At 36.2% G+C, this 21,949-nt stretch carries 15 protein-coding genes; 8 read left to right on the top strand and 7 right to left on the bottom strand.

The genetic code is table 11. From position 1 onward, the window contains the following. The 7 genes from SJY09_RS06640 to SJY09_RS06610 all read left to right on the top strand — a co-directional run bounded on the left by SJY09_RS06640 (window position 1) and on the right by SJY09_RS06610 (window position 8,521). A complete protein-coding gene (locus SJY09_RS06640) occupies window positions 1–1,326 on the top strand; it encodes a 4Fe-4S dicluster domain-containing protein (protein ID WP_396638177.1) in 1,326 nt (441 codons plus the stop codon). A 10-nt stretch (window positions 1,327–1,336) separates the two neighbouring features. Continuing rightward, a complete protein-coding gene (locus SJY09_RS06635) occupies window positions 1,337–2,128 on the top strand; it encodes a (Fe-S)-binding protein (RefSeq protein WP_396638176.1) in 792 nt (263 codons plus the stop codon). A gap of 26 nt (window positions 2,129–2,154) precedes the next feature. Beyond that, entirely contained in the window at window positions 2,155–2,637 is a 483-nt protein-coding gene (locus tag SJY09_RS06630; protein WP_396638175.1) for an ABC transporter ATPase, read from the top strand. Between the two features lie 95 nt (window positions 2,638–2,732). Then, entirely contained in the window at window positions 2,733–5,642 is a 2,910-nt protein-coding gene (locus SJY09_RS06625; RefSeq protein ID WP_396638605.1) for a glycoside hydrolase family 3 N-terminal domain-containing protein, read from the top strand. A gap of 18 nt (window positions 5,643–5,660) precedes the next feature. Further along, on the top strand, window positions 5,661–6,800 hold the full coding sequence (bshA, locus tag SJY09_RS06620) for an N-acetyl-alpha-D-glucosaminyl L-malate synthase BshA (protein WP_396638174.1): 1,140 nt from the start codon (window positions 5,661–5,663) through the stop codon (window positions 6,798–6,800). 76 nt (window positions 6,801–6,876) lie between these two features. Continuing rightward, complete coding sequence (locus SJY09_RS06615) at window positions 6,877–7,218, top strand: hypothetical protein (protein ID WP_396638173.1); 342 nt, start codon at window positions 6,877–6,879, stop codon at window positions 7,216–7,218. A gap of 121 nt (window positions 7,219–7,339) precedes the next feature. After that, entirely contained in the window at window positions 7,340–8,521 is a 1,182-nt protein-coding gene (locus tag SJY09_RS06610) for an OmpA family protein (protein ID WP_396638172.1), read from the top strand. 102 nt (window positions 8,522–8,623) lie between these two features. On the opposite strand, the gene SJY09_RS06605 is transcribed toward SJY09_RS06610, so the two are convergent. The 7 genes from SJY09_RS06605 to SJY09_RS06575 all read right to left on the bottom strand — a co-directional run bounded on the left by SJY09_RS06605 (window position 8,624) and on the right by SJY09_RS06575 (window position 19,714). Further along, on the bottom strand, window positions 8,624–9,301 hold the full coding sequence (locus SJY09_RS06605) for a hypothetical protein (RefSeq protein ID WP_396638171.1): 678 nt from the start codon (window positions 9,299–9,301) through the stop codon (window positions 8,624–8,626). Beyond that, a complete protein-coding gene (locus SJY09_RS06600) occupies window positions 9,298–13,569 on the bottom strand; it encodes a PQQ-dependent sugar dehydrogenase (RefSeq protein WP_396638170.1) in 4,272 nt (1,423 codons plus the stop codon). Before SJY09_RS06600 ends, SJY09_RS06605 begins: the two co-directional genes overlap by 4 nt. A 169-nt stretch (window positions 13,570–13,738) precedes the next feature. Next, the gene (locus SJY09_RS06595; protein WP_396638169.1) at window positions 13,739–15,169 is read right to left on the bottom strand and encodes a sugar transferase; all 1,431 of its coding nucleotides are present in this window, start codon (window positions 15,167–15,169) and stop codon (window positions 13,739–13,741) included. Window positions 15,170–15,176: 7 nt separating this feature from the next. Then, on the bottom strand, window positions 15,177–16,400 hold the full coding sequence (locus SJY09_RS06590; RefSeq protein WP_396638168.1) for a DegT/DnrJ/EryC1/StrS family aminotransferase: 1,224 nt from the start codon (window positions 16,398–16,400) through the stop codon (window positions 15,177–15,179). A gap of 167 nt (window positions 16,401–16,567) precedes the next feature. Next, window positions 16,568–17,320, bottom strand: a complete 753-nt coding sequence (locus SJY09_RS06585; RefSeq protein WP_396638167.1) for a glycosyltransferase family 2 protein — start codon at window positions 17,318–17,320, stop codon at window positions 16,568–16,570. Further along, complete coding sequence (locus SJY09_RS06580; RefSeq protein ID WP_396638166.1) at window positions 17,320–18,543, bottom strand: glycosyltransferase; 1,224 nt, start codon at window positions 18,541–18,543, stop codon at window positions 17,320–17,322. The genes SJY09_RS06585 and SJY09_RS06580 overlap by 1 nt, the downstream gene beginning before the upstream one ends. Before the next feature lie 4 nt (window positions 18,544–18,547). After that, on the bottom strand, window positions 18,548–19,714 hold the full coding sequence (locus SJY09_RS06575; RefSeq protein ID WP_396638165.1) for a glycosyltransferase: 1,167 nt from the start codon (window positions 19,712–19,714) through the stop codon (window positions 18,548–18,550). Between the two features lie 607 nt (window positions 19,715–20,321). Here SJY09_RS06575 and SJY09_RS06570 point away from each other — a divergent pair. Beyond that, window positions 20,322–21,893: a hypothetical protein gene (locus SJY09_RS06570; protein ID WP_396638164.1), complete on the top strand. Its 1,572-nt coding sequence runs from the start codon at window positions 20,322–20,324 to the stop codon at window positions 21,891–21,893. The last annotated feature ends 56 nt before the right edge of the window (window positions 21,894–21,949 follow it).

Raw genomic sequence — 21,949 nt, 5'->3', positions numbered from 1 at the left:
ATGGAGTATTTACCAAATGTACTATTCGCGATTCTTTTAGTATTCGGGATAGGATATTTTGCAAGAAACGTTGGTCGCTTAAGACGTAATATCTTTCTTGGAAAAGATGTGGATGTTAGTGATAATAAGCCTCAGCGATGGAAAAATATGGCAAAAATTGCATTAGGTCAAACAAAAATGGTAGTCCGTCCTATACCAGGTATTTTACATATCATAGTCTATGTAGGTTTCGTGATTATAAATATTGAAGTTCTAGAGATTATTATCGATGGTCTTTTTGGAACCCACAGAGTATTTGCTAGTTTGGGGAAATTGTATGATTTTTTAATTGCCTCCTTTGAAATTTTAGCATTACTTGTAATTGTTTCCGTGGTCATATTTTGGATAAGAAGAAATGTAATTAAGTTACAACGGTTTTTAAAGCCAGAAATGAAAGGATGGCCAAAAAAGGACGGAAATCTTATTTTGTATATAGAGGTGGTGTTAATGGCACTTTTCTTAACAATGAATGCGGCGGATTTTCAATTACAGCAGCTTGGTTCGGTCCATTATGTAGAAGCTAGCGCTTTTCCGGTAAGTGGTTATCTAGCTACCTTATTTCAAGGAATGTCGGAGGCCAATCTCATCTTGATAGAACGTATTGCTTGGTGGTTGCATATAACTGGTATTCTTTTTTTTCTTAATTACTTATACTATTCCAAGCACTTACACATTCTACTGGCATTTCCAAATACGTATTACGGTAAACTTACTGCTAAGGGACAATTTAAAAATTTAGAGGCTGTTACCAATGAGGTTAAACTTATGATGGACCCCTCCGCGGACCCCTTTGCCGCTCCTGCAGAAGATGCGCCTATACCCGAGAAATTTGGAGCTTCGGATGTAACGGATTTGGATTGGGTTCAGTTATTGAACGCCTATACATGTACGGAATGTGGGCGTTGCACAAGTGAGTGCCCTGCCAACCAAACCGGTAAAAAGCTTTCTCCGAGAAAAATTATGATGGATACTCGAGATCGGCTGGAAGAGGTTGGGAAAAACATAGATGTTAATAAGGGAACGTTTAAAGATGATGGTAAGCAACTTTTAGATGATTATATTACAAAAGAAGAACTTTGGGCCTGTACTTCTTGTAATGCTTGCGTGGAGGCCTGTCCGGTAAGTATAGACCCACTTTCCATAATAATGGATATGAGACAGTATTTAGTCATGGAAAAGTCAGCAGCACCATCTGATTTGAATAATATGATGGGTAATATTGAAAATAACGGCGCGCCTTGGCCCTTTAATCAGATGGATAGACTCAATTGGAGTCAAGAATCATAAAATTAAAAATATGTCGAGTGAACTAAAAGTCCCCACAATGGCAGAATTGTCTGCCGCTGGTAAACAGCCAGAAGTATTGTTTTGGGTTGGATGTGCAGGAAGTTTTGACGATAGGGCAAAGAAGATTACCAAGGCATTCGTAAAAATCTTAAATAATGCAGGTATTTCCTTTGCGGTTTTAGGCACGGAAGAAAGTTGTACTGGAGATCCAGCCAAACGGGCTGGGAATGAATTTTTGTTTCAGATGCAAGCAGTTACCAATATTGAGGTAATGAATGCTTATAGCGTAAAAAAGGTAGTTACGGCCTGTCCTCACTGTTTTAACACTATAAAAAATGAGTATCCAGGACTTGGAGGTTCGTATGAAGTAGTGCATCATACCCAGTTTTTGAAATCCCTTTTAAACGATGGTCGCATGGTATTAGAAGGTGGCAGTTTTAAAGGGAAAAGAATTACATTTCATGACCCATGTTATTTAGGTAGGGCAAACGATGTCTACGAGGCTCCACGGGATTTAATCCGAAAGTTGGATGCGGAACTTGTAGAAATGAAGAATTGTAAAAAGCGAGGCCTTTGTTGTGGTGCCGGAGGTGCTCAGATGTTCAAGGAACCGGAAAAAGGCAATAAAGACGTTAATATCGAAAGAACGGAACAGGCCTTAGAAACAAAGCCTGAAATCATAGCCGCAGGGTGCCCGTTTTGTAATACCATGATGACAGATGGAGTAAAAAATAAGGAAAAAGAAAGTGAAATTGCCGTCATGGACATAGCCGAACTCATTGCCACAGCACAAGATTTATAACAATTCGTTAATTAGAGATAGTACTAATGTTAGTAGATTTTAATACACTACCAGATTCATCAAGAGTATGGATATATCAAGCAAGTAGAACCTTCAATGAAAGTGAATTGAAGGAAATTAACGCATCGTTGGATACCTTTATTCAAAATTGGACGGCACATGGAAATGATTTAAATGCAGGTTACGAGATACAATACAATAGATTTATAGTAATAGCATTAGACCAAAGTTCCCAATCGGCTACGGGATGTTCCATAGATGCCTCGGTCCATTTTATCCAACAATTGGAAAAGAAATATGGCGTTGAGTTATTGGACAAGATGAACGTATCCTATAAACAAGGGGAGTTTGTTGCCTATAAAAACTTAATCGATTTCAAAACAATGGCCAAACAAAAGGCCATTTCTAAAAATACTGTAGTCTTTAACAATTTGGTGGCCACTAAGGGAGAATATAAAACGCATTGGGAGGTACCTGCTTCAGAAAGTTGGCATGCGCGTTTCCTATAACGTATTGGACCTGTAAATCACCGTATTTATTAGGTTATATCGATGAAATGCAATATTTTTCATCGTTTGAAGTTATCTCCATACATGTAAAACCTATGCGCCCCTATATTTGTTATTTATTTTTCTTTTTAGGATTACAGGCACTTTTTGCTCAAAATCCCTTGGTTACCGCAGATAGTCTTTTACAGGCTAATTGGGTAAATAAGAGGTATAATGCCATGAACCTCGAAGAGAAAATTGGTCAACTATTTATGGTTAGCGTAGCTTCTAATGAAAGTGGCCAGCGTACGGACCGCATTAAATCCCTCATAAAAAACCACCATATAGGTGGTGTCATATTTTCTAAAGGAGGACCGGTCAGGCAAGCCAAGCTATGTAATGAATATCAATCGCTTTCTAAAACTCCTCTTCTTATAGGTGTGGATGCAGAATGGGGATTGGCAATGCGTTTAGATTCTACTTATGCATTTCCTTGGAATATGACGCTTGGCGCTATTCAAAATAATGAAATTGTTGAAAGGGTAGGGAAGCAAGTTGGGAAACATGCCAAACGTTTGGGTGTACATATTAATTTTGCTCCTGATATTGATATTAATACCAACGCAGCGAATCCAATTATAGGAAATCGTTCTTTCGGCGAAGACAGGGAAGTAGTTACTGCAAAAGGAATCGCCTTTATGAAAGGAATGGAAAGTGCCGGGGTTTTATCTAGCGGAAAACATTTTCCCGGTCACGGAGATACCGCAGTAGATTCTCACCATGCCTTACCTGTAATTCCGTTTTCAAGGGAAAGGCTAGATAGTGTAGAACTATATCCTTACAAAAAACTGATTAAAGAAGGACTTAGTAGTATCATGGTGGCACATTTAGAAGTGCCAGCTATGGAATTAAAAGAAGGATTACCCTCCTCGTTGTCAGAACAGATAATTTCTGGCATACTGAAGGAAGAGATGGGCTTTGACGGACTTATTTTTACAGATGCCCTTAATATGAAAGGGGCCACTGAATATGGGGTTAACGGAGAGGTAGAACTAGCTGCATTTATTGCTGGCAATGATATGCTCTTAATGCCCGAGAGTGTTGTAGCCGCTAAGGAAAAATTAATAAAGGCTTACAATAAGGGTAAAATTAGTGAACAACGTTTAGCGCTATCCGTAAAGAAGATATTGATGTCTAAATATAAGGTAGGGCTCAATAATTATAATCCTATTCGTTTAGCTAACCTATATCAAGATTTAAATTCGCTTGAGGATGATGTCATATATGAAGAGGCGATAGAAAATGCTATTACCGTTGTTAAGAATAAATTTAACCTAATAGGAATAAGAAATTTACAGAATAAAAAAATAGCCTATGTTAAATTTGGTGATGCTCCTAACGATGAATTCTTACGGAGTTTAAATAGATATGCCAAGGTAACCGAGATTAATGGTAGTGACATAACGACCTTGAAAAATAAGTTAGCGGACTATAATTTGGTAATCATTGGTCATCATAAAAGTAACGATAGTCCGTGGAAAGGTTATAAATTCACAGAAAAGGAGCTTGCTTGGTTGCAAGAAATCTCTAATCTTAGATCCTCTAATTTAGTACTGTGTGTTTTTGCAAAACCATATGCGCTCATGGAAGTGGCCACCTTTCAAAATGTGGATGCAATGGTGATGTCCTATCAAAATAGTAGTTTGTCACAAAAGAAAACCGCCGAGTTGCTATTTGGTGCTATACCGGCATCCGGCAAATTGCCAGTTTCAACAAATATGGAGTTTCCGGCGGGTACGGGTGTCCAATTAAAATCCTTAAAACGTTTGGGCTATAGTATCCCGGAAAGAGTTGGGTTTAGCTCCTTAAAACTTTCTAAAATAGACCGGTTGGTGCAGAATGGCCTGGATAGTCTAATGTATCCTGGTGCCCAGATAGTGGTAGCAAGAAAGGGCAAAATAATATACAATAAGAGTTTTGGAAAACCTACCTATACATCTAATAGAAAGGTAAAGGAAGATGATGTTTATGATTTAGCATCTCTTACCAAAATCTTGGCCACATTACCCATGGTCATGAAGATGGATGAGGAAAATAAAATTGCACTCAACGATACTTTTGAAGAACTTGTTCCTGATTACTCCAATACGGAAATTAAAAATGTTACCGTATTAAAAGCCTTATCACATTATGGAAGATTACCAGCATGGATTCCTTTTTACGTGAGGACCTTGGATAAAAAACGCCAACCATCGGAAGAATTTTACAGAAAAGTTCCAACGCCTGGTTTTTCTTATAAAGTTGCGGAAAATTTGTATTTGACGGATGCTTACAAGGATTCTATTTATAACCGAATAGGGCGTCAAGATTTAAAGTCCAATCGCTACAGATATAGTGATGTGCCTTATTATGTAATGAAAAAGTATATTGAAGATACCTATGGAGAACGTTTGGATAAACTAGCATCAGATTTTTTATACGACAAGCTTGGTGCGCAACATACCAGCTACAACCCATTGGAGAAATTTCCCAAAAACAAGATAATTCCTTCAGAAGAGGATAAATACTACCGTTATCAAACCGTTCATGGTTATGTTCATGATATGGGAGCTGCTATGCAGGGTGGTGTTGGCGGTCATGCAGGGTTGTTCAGTAATGCAAATGACGTGGCAAAGATTATGCAGATGTACCTTCAGGAGGGTTACTACGGTGGTTCTAGGTTTTTTACTTCCAGAACGGTAAAAAAATTCAATACCTGTTATTTCTGCGACAAGAATGTTAGGCGTGGAGTCGGTTTTGATAAACCACAATTACAGAACAGTGGTCCTACTTGTGGTTGCGTTTCCAGAAAAAGTTTTGGACACAGCGGATTCACCGGCACCTATACTTGGGCAGATCCTGAAGAGGAAATAGTCTATGTTTTCCTTTCTAATAGAACTTATCCCACGGCCTCAAATACCTTATTAGTTAAATCTGGCTTAAGAACTAGAATTCAACAAGCCATTTATGATTCAATATTAAATTAAATCATAGTTTTGTAACATATGAAGATAGCTATCGTTTGTTACCCCACTTTCGGGGGTAGTGGTGTTGTTGCCACAGAGCTTGGTATAGCTCTGGCAAATAGGGGACATGAGGTACATTTTGTAACCTACAAACAGCCCGTACGTCTAGAACTATTGAACAATAATATTTTTTTTCATGAGGTTCATGTTCCGGAATATCCACTTTTTCAATACCAACCTTATGAGTTGGCACTGTCCAGTAAATTAGTAGATACCATAAAACTCCATCATATAGATTTACTGCACGTACATTATGCAATTCCACACGCTTATGCAGGTTACATGGCAAAAAAAATGTTGGAAGAAGAAGGCATTTATGTGCCAATGGTTACCACCTTACACGGAACTGATATAACGCTAGTAGGAAAACATCCTTTCTATAAACCCGCCGTGACTTTTAGTATCAATGAATCTGATGTCGTAACCTCTGTATCCCAGAATCTAAAAGAACGTACTTTAGAGATTTTTGAGATTAAGGGTGAAATTGAAGTGATTCCTAATTTTATCGATAACAAAAAGTATAGTAATTCATTTACTGATTGTCAACGCTCTAATATGGCCAGAGAAGATGAGCGGATAATAACCCATATTAGTAATTTTAGAAAAGTAAAACGTATTCCTGACGTAATACAGGTTTTTAATGAGATACAGAAAACCATTCCATCTAAATTGATAATGGTTGGAGATGGTCCCGAGAAAGCTGGTGCGGAAATTTTATGTGAAAAATTAGGGATATCGGAAAGCGTAATATTTTTAGGAAATAGTAATGAAATCGATAAGATTCTCTGTTTTTCAGATTTGTTCTTATTGCCCTCGGAATCGGAAAGTTTTGGATTAGCTGCTTTAGAGGCCATGATAAATAAAGTGCCGGTTATTTCAAGTAATGCAGGTGGAATTCCGGAGGTAAATATAGATGGTGTAACTGGTTTTTTAAGTGATGTAGGAGATATAGCTGATATGTCCAAGAACGCTTTGGAAATTTTGGGAAAAGATGAAACACTAAATTTATTTAAACAAAATGCGGTGACCGCAGCACAAAAATTCGACATCTTAAAAGTATTACCACTTTACGAAGAGGTTTACGAAAGGGCCTATAAAGCAAGGTTTAAAAATGTTTAGATATGTTTCTTTGTTGTTATGTACTTTCATCATACTATTCTCCTGTAAGTCACAATCAACTTCAACCGATGTACATATGCAATTAGTAATGCAGGACAATTATAGCGGAGCGGTAGAGGAAGAACTGTTGCTAGTGAAAAGTCAAAAAGCATTAAATTCTTTTTTTGCTAAAATCAATAGAACAAGAAAACCAGGACTTACTGTTCCTGAAGTAGATTTTACTAAAGTATTCTTGATTATTTGGTGCCCGGGTGAAGGTTATTCTAAAACTCCTGAATTATCCCTGAAAAAAGAAACAGATAAAGAGCTGGTGATTAAGAAGAACACCAGTGCTAAAAAGACTATAAATACATCTTTTACTAGTCCTTTCAGTATTTATAAACTGCCTATTAGCAAGAAAAAGATAGTTTTGGAATAGGTTATATATCGATGAATTAATAAGATTTATCTATCTAACGAATATTCCTACTTTACATAGTCGTTTTTTGCTACTTCCGCCAAGTTGAATTAATTTTATCTTTTAAACCCAAATTTAAAATATGAAGACTTCCTCACTTCTACTGCTAGTATTTGCTCTTGGTGCAATTAATTTTGCTTCTAGTCAAGAAAATCTTCAAATTACTGCTAAAGATAGCATTGTTCAAAGCTCATGGATTATTGGACTTGGCTATAATGCTATCGATGATTCCGGAAACGTTTTTGATGGATTGTTCAATATTTCTGATGAATGGAATCTTTTGCCTTATCCTTCTAGGATCAGCGTTGGCAGATATTTCAAAAATGGACTTGGTATAGAGGCAATAGCGTCTTATAATAAATACAAGGAAGGAAAGATAATAGATGGTCTTGTAAATGATGAAGACAAGAATTATTTAGGTTTGGATGCTAGACTTACCTATGATTTGAATAAGATTATTGGTCAAACAGGTTGGTTTGATCCGTATGTCGGTATTGGATTAGGATATACTGATGCAAATGACCAACCTAGAGGCACATATAATGCCGTTGTTGGTTTTAGGACATGGTTTTCGGATAAATGGGGTCTAGATCTTAATTCAACAGGTAAATGGTCCATGGGCAACGAGGCTAACGTTACCAACCACCTTCAGCACGCGGCTGGAATTGTTTATCAGTTTGGTATTGAGAAAGGATTATCAAAAAGAGGGGAGGAGAAGTTAGAATTACTCGCTGCTATCGAAAAAGAAAAACAACGACAACAAGACTCTATTAACGAAGTTAATCGTATAAAGGATGAGTTATTATTGGCAGAAAGATTGCAAAAAGAGAAAGAACGTGCAGCACTGGCGGCAGCAGAAAAAGCAAAACAAGATGCGGAAAATAAGAGACGACAAAATCTTACTGAGCGAATTAATAATCTTGGATACGTGTACTTTAATTTAAATTCCTCATATCTTAATGCGAAGTCAAAAGGAGTGTTAGATTCTCTAAAGAATATTCTTGAGGAAATTCCAACGTTGAAATTAAAAATCACATCACATACAGATGCTAGAGGAACTTCTAGTTATAATGATTGGTTGTCGCAAAGACGCGTAGACAAGACCAAAGAGTATTTAGTAGCTTCTGGCGTTGCTGCCGATAGATTAACTGCTGAGGCTTATGGTGAAAGTAAGCTACTTAATGAATGTGATGACGACACCTACTGTCCGGAAGAAAAACATCGTGTAAATAGAAGGTCTGAATTTATAATCCTAGCATACTAGGAACTTTATTGGCACCGCCAAAGGGTTTGATCCCACGAGAGCTTGCCTCGTAATAAAAATTCAGTTTTTATAAATGCCTTATAGGTTTGCCGAGGGGAGTATTTACTCTACCTGAAAACGGAATAGTGCAGAATTAGATTCATTACCAATAAAATCTCTTGTGGTAATTTTCCAATAGTAGGTTTCACCCGATATTACAGGAATATTATTTAGAAAACTATTTGTAACAGATTGCTGCAGTAAACTAGGGCTCTCACTTTGTCCAAAATAAACATCGTATTCATTAATGTCGTCATCTAGATCAGTTGCATTCCAAATTAAATTTATTGAAGACGTTGCTTCAACAATAGCTTCTGGAATAGGAGCTATTGCCTCTGCCGGGAAAGGGATAAATGATTCTACCCCAGGACCGGCATTATAAAAGGTCCAGACATCACTTCTTGAACCACCAGTAATGGAATCTGTGATAAACCAAGAATAGGGTATGCCACGCTCTAGGAGAATAGGAAGTTCAGTAGTATTGCTATTGAATATTTCGGTTGAATTTGAAACTAAATTGGTAAGATTTACTTGATAGGTTACATCTTCCTCATTAGCTGACCATCGGAAAACAACTTCACTTTGGCTTTCTGAAATTATGGTTCCTTCCGTGCATTCGGAAACATTTTCGGGAAATATTAATTCCACGTCTTCAATTCCTATAAGTGCATCAACTAAATCTTGATCAATACCACAGGCAGCAGTTAAAACCAGTATCACTAAAACCCAACCTCTTCTCATAATTTAATAAGTTTAAGAGATTTGTCCATAACATCGTTTTTTACCCTTATGAAATAAATTCCTTTCGTCAGATGCGATGTCTTTAAAGTTACGGTTCCTTCTGCGGTGCTAAATGAGCTCGATGATAATTGGGCTCCAGATTCTGCGTAGATAGTAATACGAACGATTTCTGATGCTATGTTCCTAAGGTCTATACTTACGAAGTCCTTAGCCGGATTGGGATACGCTATTATTGCATTTTCCAAAGCGATAATTTCTTCATAAACACCCTGACAACTTCTTTCGGAACTTACTCGAATAGTGTTTATATCCTTAGTTAGAGCTAGCGTAATTTCACGATCTTCAGTTTCAATAGTTTTATCATTTACAGAAATAGAATATACTGCCCCACCAGACATTTTAAGTGTAACGCTATTTAATTCAATTTCATTATTGATCGAAGACTGGACTATTAAAGGTTGAGGTGCTGTAATTATAATCTTGGAACAATTTTCATAATTAGAATATTCTTGTGCCATAATGCAAAGTTCATATTCCCCTGCGACTAATTCCTCAATTTCAAGGGTATCAGTAAATTCAAAGCTATTGCTCTCATTCAGTGTTGTCAACTCAGCTGTATAAATACCAGTACTTTTAGCTACAATATTTATTTTACCATTAGACGTAGTTATGCAAGAATTTCCATTTGATGTTATTGCAAATTGGTCAATTGGAAGTGAAGTTATTTCACATCCATCGGCAGTTACAGAAGTTCCAATAGGAGTATTGGGACAGTTATCATCACTATTGTTTACCCCGTCCCCGTCGTCATCCAGTTGAGATTCCGAGCAGCCATTTTCGTTTACAGTGGCGCCTAATGGTGTATCGTTACATAAATCATTGTCATTGTTTACACCGTCATCATCTATATCTTGTTGCCCAGCACTGCAACCAAAGTTGTCTACCGTTTCGCCAGTTGCTGTATTGGGGCATATATCATCAGCATTGGAAACACCATCGTTATCATCATCTAATTGTGTAGACGAGCATCCATTTTCATTAACAGTTTCTCCATCAGGTGTATTGGGGCAAACATCATTTTCATTGGAAACGCCATCATTGTCATCGTCTAATTGAGAAGCAGAGCATCCGTTGTCATCTACAGGTTCTCCGTTGGGTGTATTATTACATAAATCACTAGTGTTCACTACACCATCATTATCTATATCTTGTTCTGATGTTCCACAACCTAAAGTGTCAACTAAATCTCCTGCGGGGGTGTTGGGACAAATATCATCGGCATTCGATACTCCGTCATTGTCATCATCCAATTGAGAATCGCTGCACCCATTAGAATTTACATTCTCTCCATTGGGGGTATTAGCGCAAGTGTCCTCTGCATTTGAAACACCATCATTATCGTCATCTAACTGTGAATCTCCACAACCGTCTGAATTAACAGAGGCTCCGTTGGGCGTATTGGGGCAAAGGTCAAGATTATTAAAAACACCATCATTATCGTCGTCTAACTGTGAATCTCCGCAACCATTAAGGTCTACGTCTTCTCCAGATGGTGTATTTGGACAAATGTCTTCTGCATTTGAAACTCCATCATCATCGTCATCCCGTTGGGAGTCGCCACAACCATTGGCATCAACAGTTTCGCCAGAGGCAGTGTTAGGGCATGTATCATTTGAGTTAATAACCCCATCATTGTCTTCATCTCCATTAGGATTCACGGTCACATTCAGAATAAAAGTTTCTGTACAACCTTCTGTTGTAGTAAATGTATATGTGCCTTCATTATCAAAACTTATTGACGCGATAGCATGGGTGCCATTGACCACCGTAGCATTGGGTAACGTAATCTGAAAAAAAACATCTTGTACGGTTCCTAATGAAAATGAAGAACCCTCTGATATTGATATTTCATTTTCTCCACTATCAAGACTTCCGTTTATTTCATATTCTGGAGTTATGATTGTATTTACACACTCTTGACTTAAATTCCAAACAGCGATGTTTTTGGCATTTATTTCGCCTGCTTCCGTAAAATTACCTCCGGCAAACATCGATAGATTATTAGCACTAAAGCTCAGAGCGTTTATGGCTATTTCAACCCCAACGGAGGTATTTTTACCAAGGGCCTCCCATCCGGAGGACTCACTGTAGCGCGCTACATTATTCATTATTTCGTTAACATCAGTATTGTCGGATGCTGTTTCAAAACTACCACCCACGTAGAGATAAGTATTGTCATGTGCTAAAGAATTTACACTTCCACTTAATCCATTGTTTAAAGGCTCCCATGCGGAAGTAGCTCTATTCCAACGAGCAATTCTATTCACCGTTTCAGAGCCTGCTAAACTGAAGTTACCTCCAGCGTAAATATAGTCTGACCTAACCAAAATAGCCTGCACAAAACCACTGGTACCTTCTCCTAAAGCGGACCAGTTTGTACCGTTCCAAACAGCTATTCTGGAAGCATTATTTCCGCCGGCGGTATCAAAATTCCCTCCTACATATAAATTGTCACTTTCATCAAAGGCTAGCGATCTAATCTCATTATTAGTTCCTACTACACTATTAGCAGAATCAGCTAAGGCCGACCAATTGCCACCAGACCAAATAGCAATATTGTTAACTGTATTCCCTCCAGCTGTTTCAAATGCTCCACCTACATAAACATTGTTGCTGGAATCAACTATTATTTTAGAGACAGGCCCATTAGTACCTCCATTCATATCATTCCATATACTGCCATTCCAAAAAGCTATGTTTTGGACCGCAGTCCCATCTATACTTGAAAAATCACCACCAACGTAGATATTACCATTACTTGCTATGGCGATAGATGATATTTTGCCATTTGTTCCTGTTCCAAAAGCTGCCCAACCAAGCGCTTTACTGTAGGTCGCTATATTAGAAACCGCAGTACCGGATACACTTGAAAAGAGTCCACCAACATAAAAAGTATCGGTCCCGTCATTTGCTATTGTTTCTACAATACCATCTACTGCATTAATTCCCGCATTTAACCATGATCCTACTCCATTTACGGTTACTGTGGTCGGTTCAGGATCGTTACCGGTAATTTTATAGAGTTTTGCGCTACTGCCGTAATCCGAGAAATACAATTCACCAGCTTCATCCTCACCAAAACTAGAAATGTTTTGGCCATTGGTTCTAAACAGGAACTCAGAAGAGGTTGCTCCGGTAGTTTCATTGTAATCAAGTGCCCATACCCTGCCGGATACATAATCTCCATATATGTATTTGTCAATTAAGGAAGGGTCACTGCTAGATCCTTTGTATACGTATCCTCCCGTAATGGAAACATCACCATTTGAGTGATCATAAGTTAAGATAGGACGGGTATCGGGTGAGGTAATTAGGGAAGTGGAACTATCTTCTGTAGTATTCCCTTCAAACCTATTCCAACCATAGTTGTTTCCTAATTCAATAATATTGATTTCTTCCTCGTTTTCTTGACCTACATCGGCACCGTACATTATAGTACCGTCAAAAGAAAACTTCCAAGTATTTCGTATCCCCCAAGCATATAACTCATCTAAACCGGATTGACCCACTCTGGGGTTGTCACTTGGAATTTCGTAATTCCCGTTTGGTACGTCTGGATTATTCTCAACAGGATTATTGCCGTTAACATCGATATCAATTCTTAAAATACTCCCGAAAACTGTATTTAAGTTTTGACCATTACCCTGTGGGTCTCCGCCACCTCCGCCGTCTCCAATAGATATATAAAGATAACCATCAGGGCCAAAAGCAATTTTACCACCATTATGATTAGAATTATTTTGATTTTTCTCTGCTTGAAAAATTATAGTCTCCGTACTTGTATCTACAATATCATTGTCAGATGCGCTTACTTGGTACCTTACTACATTGACCCTATAATTACTTGGTCTATCGATATAATACACATAAATGAAACGATTGGATGAAAAATTAGGATGAAAGGCTAAACCTAATAATCCTATTTCCTGACCTGCACTGTAAGATACTTGGGATTCTATGTCCAAAAAATCTTTGACATCACTGCTAGAAACAGAAGAATTATTAGGAAATACCCTGATAGTTCCAGGTTGTTCTACAACAAATAACCTATTGCTACCGTCGTTAGCATGCTGTATTTCTACTGGAAAATTAAAAGAGATATTGGGAAAAGCTTCTTGGTATGATACTTGAGCATAAACTGAACTAATCATCAAAAATAAAACAAGAAAAAGTAAACCTATTCTCTTTTCCAATCGTACGCTTTTCATTCGGGGTATTTGTAGGGCGATAAAGATACGAAAGTAAAATAATTGTAGAAGTTAAGAATACTATTAAGTTTTTTAAGATTTCAACAGTGAAAATATAGTGGGAATTAGTCTTAAACCCAGTACTGGCTAAAATATACTGGAAATTGTTCATAAGAATATTTTTTTGAATTTATACTCCTTTGGAAAATAAGACAGTTGTGATGGTTTTAAATATTATTTTTAAATCCATGGTTACGGACCTATTTTTAATGTAATATAAATCATATTCCAGTTTTCTCATTGAATCCTCTAAATTTTCGCCATACTTATACTTAACTTGGGCCCAGCCGGTAATACCTGGCCTAATTAAGTGTCTTACGTTATAGTATGGAGAAATTTCTTTTAGTTTGTCAACAAAGACCTGTCTTTCTGGGCGAGGTCCTATAAATAACATATCTCTTCTGAAAATTGAAATTACCTGTGGTAGTTCGTCAATTCTAAATTGTCTCAAAACTTTACCAAATGGAGTTATTCGGGTATCATTTTTCGTTGCCATTTTTGCACCTTTTTTTTCAGCATCAATAACCATTGAACGAAATTTATAGATATAAAATGGTTTTCCATTAATACCTATTCTTTCCTGTTTAAAAAACAAGGGTCCTTTATTCAAGAATAGATTAAAAAACCAAACAAACGGTATCACCGATAAGAACATGGTTCCAACAAATAATGTTAGCATAACATTAATAAAAATGGAGAACATTCGATGTATGTATCTAATTTTGGTATGTTGCATCTGCAATATTTCATAACAAGCAGAGCTAAAATCTTTGTTTATTGGTATTGCCTCGTAAATATTCTCGTAAAACGATGAAAAGGTAAGTACCTCTTTTTCGTTGATTAAAGAGTTAAGTAGCATGTGCTCCACGCCTTTAGGCAAATTATTAATACTATCGGTTTCTAAAATTATGGAATCGATTTCATTTACTGGTTTAACCGGTTTATCTTCCTTGAAATCGGTTAAATCATAAACGCCACAGACTTCATAATAAGTTTTTATCTCCGTTCCGTTAATGGCGTCCAAATCTCTATTCATTGTTTTTGAACTTACTTTGGAATGCAGGTATATCGCTTTCTTGGTAATTGCAACGGTCTTAAAAAGTATTCTATGAAATATAAGACGCCAGAAGAGAAAAATTATAGGTACAACAATAAAGAAAAGGAGTAATTCTAATATATTGAACTTTGGACTAAATATTATAGTCGTCGTAAGCGTGAGAGATAATGAAAAAAACATGGAAACTATTAAGCTCTTGGTCATAGTTTTACCATAATTACCTGAGCCTTTGCCCAAGTAATAGAAGTCAAGTACATAAGCTAGAAAAAAGTAAATAAAAAGTCCCAGAGCTAAAAAAAGACCTCTCGTAGTAATAGCGGTATCAAAGTTATAAATTGCAAAACCCATAAATGCAAATATGAGTACCGCCGCAATGAGAAAATCTCCAAAAAAAAGAATAAACTTTCTTTCAGCGATATTCAGTTTAGTTTTTGAGCTCGTTTTATTTACAGAAATGGATTCTTGATCATTAGAATCCTTTAAATATAGGTCAGTTGATTTCAAACTACGTTTATTTAATTACAAAGCGTTCAGTCACTTTTTCATAAGACTTTATCACGCTATCTATAATATATTCAATTTCATTATCCTTTAACTGAGGATATATAGGTAAACTTATTTCTGCGGCATAGTTATCAAAAGATTTCGGGTAGTCCCCTATTTGATAACCTAGATTTTTAAAATAGCTTAACATAGGTAAAGGGATGAAATGGACATTTACTGCAATTTTCATTTCGGTGATTTCATCAATTATCTTATCCCTATCTTCTTCTGATATATTTTTTATTCTAATCGGAAAAATATGACAAGAAGATTTACGACTCTCGTCTTGCATTGAAGGAACTTTGAAACAATTATGATTTTTAAAACCATCTGCATATTTTTGGAAAATAGCTTCTCTTCTAATAAGTAGTTCGTCATATTCCTTCATTTGAGCCAATCCAATTGCAGCATTGACGTCAGCCATATTTATTTTCATTCCAAGTCCTACAATGTCATAGCGCCAGCCACCTGCTTTTGATTTGTTAAAGGCATCTTTTGTTTGACAATTAAGGGTCATCATTCTCAGCTCCGTGTACAACGCGTCATTATCAAAAGGGGTTGGCATATTAATGACAATAGCACCTCCTTCTGCCGTGGTTACATTTTTTACTGCGTGTAATGAAAAAACGGTAATATCTGAGTGATTTCCAGTTTTCTCATCCTTGTAAGTTGCTCCCAAAGAATGCGCGGCATCAGAAATTAGTAAAATTCTTCCGAGTTTTTCTTGAACAGCAGAAGTAGGCTCGAACATTTTTCTTGTAGCAGACTTGTGTACAATCTTATTAAGGCCATCATAATCGCAAGGTAAACCTGCAAAATCAACAGGCATTATCGCTTTTGTTCTAGGAGTTATGGCTTTTTCAACTTTATCAACATCTATATTAAAGTTATCATCAACATCAACCATTACTGGGGTGCCCCCAGCGTGGATAACAGCTAATGCAGTAGCGCTATACGTATATGCTGGTAAAATTACTTCGTCTCCATCTTTAAGCCCAAGCCAGCGTAAAACCATAATGGTGCCAGAAGTCCAGGAATTAACACATAAAACATTGTTAACGCCAATAAAATTGGCAAGTTTATTTTCTAATAGTTTAACTTTTGGTCCGGTGGTTATCCACCCGGATTCCAAGGCATCTACTACTTCACTAATGACATCGTCTGTTATATGTGGAGGGGAAAATGGAATCATCGGTTACATGTTTATCTTGGCAAATTTATTAAATCTACTGTTCAGATTTTTAAATAAATCGGTGTACAGCAGTTTATCGGTGTCTAAAAGTGATTATTTTTTGCAAATACATGATAAGTAGCGCTTTAGTGTATGATAAAGTACACCTTTTCTCGATGTGTTTACTTCTAATGATTGATGAACTGCGTTAGCTTTGGCACTAATCGCTTTATCGGGTAAAGAAAGGATACGGGTAAATCATTTACCTTAAAAGCGCGCATGCAATCTTTGTTGCCTTTATATATGTTTTTAATACTGCTGTTGCTTTCACCTCCTAAACGCATTTTTACAATGGGAGCTTCAATATATGTAGATTTCACTTTATGTTTTTCGATTAACCTTAACATAAGTTCAAAATCTGCTGCTATTTTAAAGGAAGTATTAAAGGCTCCGAATTTATCATAAACTTCTTTTTTTACAAAAAAGCTTGGATGTGCAGGGTGCCAGCCATTCTTAAAACCTTTTTTTGGATCGTAAGCTCCAGTCACCCATTTTCTTTTAATAATACTAGGGTCTTCTTGTTTTACATAATAAAGATTTCCATATACGCAATCAACATCTTTTGTTTTGAAAGCCTGCACTACGGTAGAAATCACATTATTGGAATTATAAAAATCATCTGAGTTTAAAATACCAATGATATCTCCGGTTGTATTTCTAATACCTTTGTTCATGGCATCATAGATGCCATCGTCCGGTTCGGATATTATTTTCACTACTCTATTTGGAGTTTTTTTTATAATATCAACAGTATTGTCCTTCGAGACCCCGTCAACAATAATATGTTCTATATTATTATAATCTTGCTCGTTAATACTCGTTACACAATCTTTAATAAATTCGGCGCTGTTATAGGTGCCTGTAATTAGACTAACTTTCATTATTGGTCTTTTAAGTTCAGTTGTTCTTTATAAATCTTGATGTATTCATAAAACTGCTTGTCCTTTTGATATTTTAAAAGTGCTTTGTCCGAACAATATTCTGAATAGGTTTCCTTGCCTTTAGCCTTTATGGTTCTTAGTTTTTTCAAAGTATCATCAATATCTCCTTGGTTTACCACAAAACCTGTCCTTTCATCAACGGATTCTGTGCTACCTCCAGTTCTGTAGGTCAATACAGGAGTGCCACATGCAAGGGCTTCTAGATTTGTTGTAGGGAAGGTATCGGCATAGGTAAGGTTTATAAACGCATCAGCTAATGAATACCATTGTGCCAGTTCGTCTATATTCTGGGTGCGTTCAATCCCTATGATATTTGAGGGAAGTCCTTGAAGTTGTTTTGTATCTAATCCTATCATTACTAACACTTCGTCTTCTTTAAGTTTTTTGCTAAGTTCTATAAAATCAAAAAAACCTTTATTCTTATCCCATACCGAAGCTACGCCAAGAATAATAAACTTAGAATCTAGATTAAATTTATGCTCTAATTCTTTTGCTTCCCTTGGATAGAATATTGACGTGTCTACTCCGTTCGGTATAATATTTATGGGGTACTCGGATAAATAGGACTGTCGTATAAGATTAGCGGACCATTCAGAACTTGTAATCAAGGTTAAATTATGTAGCGAAGTAAAGATGCGCTTCTTTAATTTGTGATTCTTTGATGAGCGATCAATAAAAAGGCTCGAAGGGTACTCCCTTAATTGTGGGCATTTATTACAATTAGTTTTCCATTTTTCGCAGCCAACGTGTTCAAATTGAGGACAATGCCCGGTTAAATTCCAAGAATCATGAAGCGACATTACTATCGGTATTTCTAAAGAAGACAAATAGTCAAATAGAATGGGCAGGTTTAGGTAATATCCATGTAAATTATGTAATTGTATTATAGAGGGGTTAATTTCTTTTATCCACTTTATCAAATCTTTAGTTCCGCTTCTGGTGGCAAGCCCATGCCTGCCGAACAGTCTTGTATCCAGAACATGTAAATAATTGTCCAATAAGTTCCCGACCCTAAATAGTTCAGATTTACTATTGGCCTCCTTACGTCCGTAAGCTGCATAGCTACCCCAATTTTCGGCTATTGCTAAATCGCCGATACCATCAACAATGCGACCAGTGGAACCATAGGTGACTACGGTGTTTATTTGTAATAGTTTAGTCATAGTTTTAAACGATCGGTTCTTTCTGTTGAACTACTCTCGCATAAACCTTTTCTTGAAAAAAAGGGTTATAATATTTATCGATAATTTCGTAGCAGTCATTAATGATATCATTGCTTTTTACCTGATTTTTTTCAAGCCAACCCTTGGTTTTAAGGTACATGTCCTCTTTATTGTTTTCTTCAAAAAACACCCCTGTTTTACCATCTTCAATTGCCTCTACTTCGGGCATTTGATTGTTGAAATTATTATGGGTACATACAGGTGTTCCCATACTTAAACTGTGGATACAGGTTAAACCGACATTTCCGGGCGACACGCATAAATCTGCTTTTGATAATAATTTGCATATGATAGATTCATCATAACAACTACCAAAAAAATGATAGTTCCCTTTATCTAATTTTTTACTGGCTAGTTTTTCCAAGCTTTCTTTTTCCGAGCCATCTCCTATTATTAAAAGATTCACTTTTATTGCGCTATTTTCATTAATTCGCTCCGCTGTTTCAATTAAGTAATGCAGTCTTTTTATCTTGGTCAGGCGTCCAATGAAAAGAAGTGTTTGATATTCTGGATGGTCAAAAAAATCAAAAGCTTCAGATTTTGGCACCATCTTGAATTTTTCACGCTGACTTTTGTGATAATCATAATCCAATGAGTTAAATACTACGTGAATTTTTTCTGCGATAAAACCTTCTTTTATCATTAATTGTTTAGAGCGTCTTTCATACAACATATGCATGTTGGCCAGTCTATAATACGTCTTTCTTACAAATAATTTAAATGGCCCTTCGTTACCATATAAACCATGTCCTCTAAAGGCTACAGGAATACCGCGAAGTCTACATGCAAGTGCACCTAACCAATTAGACAAAATAGCAAATTCTCCCAAAAGAATTATTAAATCTACTTTTTTACCGAATAAGCATCGAGATAGCACGCCTTGTTGCCAAAATAGATACTTACCTTTTATCCATATATTATTTACGCTACCTAGTTTTTCATGTAAAGAGCTAAAATTTTCTTTTGAAAAATCTATGGTTGCAATATCCCATTCTTTATTCTCGCCGGTTGAAAATTTTAGATCAAAAAATTCACTCTCAAGAAGTCTTAGCATCAATGGCTCAGTATAATGCGATGCTATATTGTTGTATAAATGTATAGTAGGTTTCATGATATTATTTAAGACTATTTAACTATTAACTATTCGTCACCTGATTACAAAACCACAAGTATTTGAATTTCCTGTATTAACAGAAATAAATAGCGCAATGTTTTTTGGATCAAATACAAAAAGGTCAGAATTAAAAGAAACTTTTAAATACTCTTTAAGGGAATGTTAGGGTTTATACTTATAGTTGTCGGTTATATTTGTCTAACGTTTAATCTTGTTTTCTAGTGTAATCATTTATTACTTATTTCTATAATCTCTAACATTATTCAAAATTCGAGTATTTTTTCTTCATCTAGGCAAGTAATACTTTTAACAACTAATCAAGTTTTAATTCAAAGATAATTTGTGTTTAAAAGAACTACAGAATATAACTGATTCATTAAATAACATCGTATTTGTTTAGTTTTAATGAAAAACTACAATTAGCACTACATATCTTTTGTAGTTCTCATTTTTATAAAACTATACTGACACGCTTTAGTCTGGAAGCTAAATTGAGTTAACAAATCATAAAAATAAGTGCTTTTTATCGAATTTATCTAACATTTAATCCTGTTTTAAGCGTTTGATAGTAGTTTTGCATCAGGAACAACTAATGAAATTAATAATGGTCAAAAGCATAGACCTTTGCTATTTATTTTGTCTACTATTTTTTACGCCTTTTCTTTCCTGCACCTCGGATGTAGATTTGTTTTCTGAAATTGAAGAAAACCAAGAAACAACTACGATTGAAGTTAGCGAAGATGAGGATGCTGAATCAGAAAATGGAGAAGCTGAGGAGAATCAAGTACCGGAAGATAATCAGTTATCGGAAGATGATGAGAACGGTGAAGTTGGTTCGGCCATTTTTGGAGAACATATTTTTTACGTTACTACCGAAGGTTCTTCCAGTAATGACGGTAAAACGGAAGAAACGTCATGGAGCATAGACTACGCTTTTAGTAATGCACAAGCCGGAAATATTATCTATGTCAAGGCAGGTAACTACGGAGGCATATCATTAAAAGTTGGTAATTCTGGTAATTCTGGAAACCCCATTCAGTTTATTGGGTACCGCACAACTGCTGGCGACACGCAGAGTAAAGGAGAACCAACTGTTACCTTTGAAGAATATAAAGATAATGGTGATGCTTACGATAGTAGTAAAATGCCAACCTTAATTGGTGAACGCGTAAATGATATTGGTCTTGGACAGGGAATCCACATTATTGATGTGGATTATATTGAAATAATGAACTTTCAAATTAGTCGCTACGAGCAGAATGTTTTAGTGCAATATGCTGATTATGTTAAATTAGATAATATGATTTTGAGTGATTCAGGTGATTTTAATCCTGATAATACCGATGCTAACGGAGGTGCTAACGGCCGTAACAATACTGGCGAGGGAATAGCGGCTTATTTTACCGAATATATTAGTGTTGGTAATTGTTTGTCTATTAATGATGGCATGCGAGGTATTATGATATCCGATTCCAATAACGGTCAACATTTCAATAGTAAGGTATATTCGGATAATAATATCAACTCATGTGATTATTATTATTTGTTGTACAATTCCGATAATCACGTAGTAGATAATATTTATATTGAACGTGTAGGTGAATTAAGACATGAAGGACATGGTCTGTGTTTAAAGGATGGCTCATCTAACAATCTAATAAAGAATTCTTACATCAAAGCGACCATGCTAGAGCTAAGTTTTGATAATGTCCATGATAACGTTATTCAGGATTGTTATGTAGAGGGCGGATTTAATGAGGGCGAAATTAGGGTAGCCAATGGTGCTCACGATAATAAATTTTACCGCAATACAGTGGTTGGAGGTGAAGGCGGCGTAACATTCTGTGATTGGGTAGATGGTGGTAATGATGGTATCACTAATGCAGGTTTTAACAATCAATTTATAGATTGTACATTTTCGGATATGGATTTTGGAGTTGGTTTTTACTTTTTTGATCAATTCGAGAGTGAAGCATATGACAATACTTTTGTTAACTGTAATTTCAAGAATTTAAATCATTTATTCGAAGTAGATAGGCCAAATAGGGCCAATGTACTTCGGGATTGTACCATAGAAAATGTAAGCTCCCTAATTGGATTCTATTATCCTAGTAACGATTACAGAACTGCAGACGTCATCTTAGAAGGTAATACCTACATCAATACAAGCTTTTAACCTAATACAGTTATACTGCAAACCCCTGGTTATTGCGGTTTATTGGTTCTAAATTA

Origin of the sequence: Maribacter sp. R77961 (assembly GCF_044594925.1) — a bacterium.
Taxonomy (GTDB): domain Bacteria; phylum Bacteroidota; class Bacteroidia; order Flavobacteriales; family Flavobacteriaceae; genus Maribacter.
This window is presented reverse-complemented; position numbering and strand designations above follow the sequence as displayed.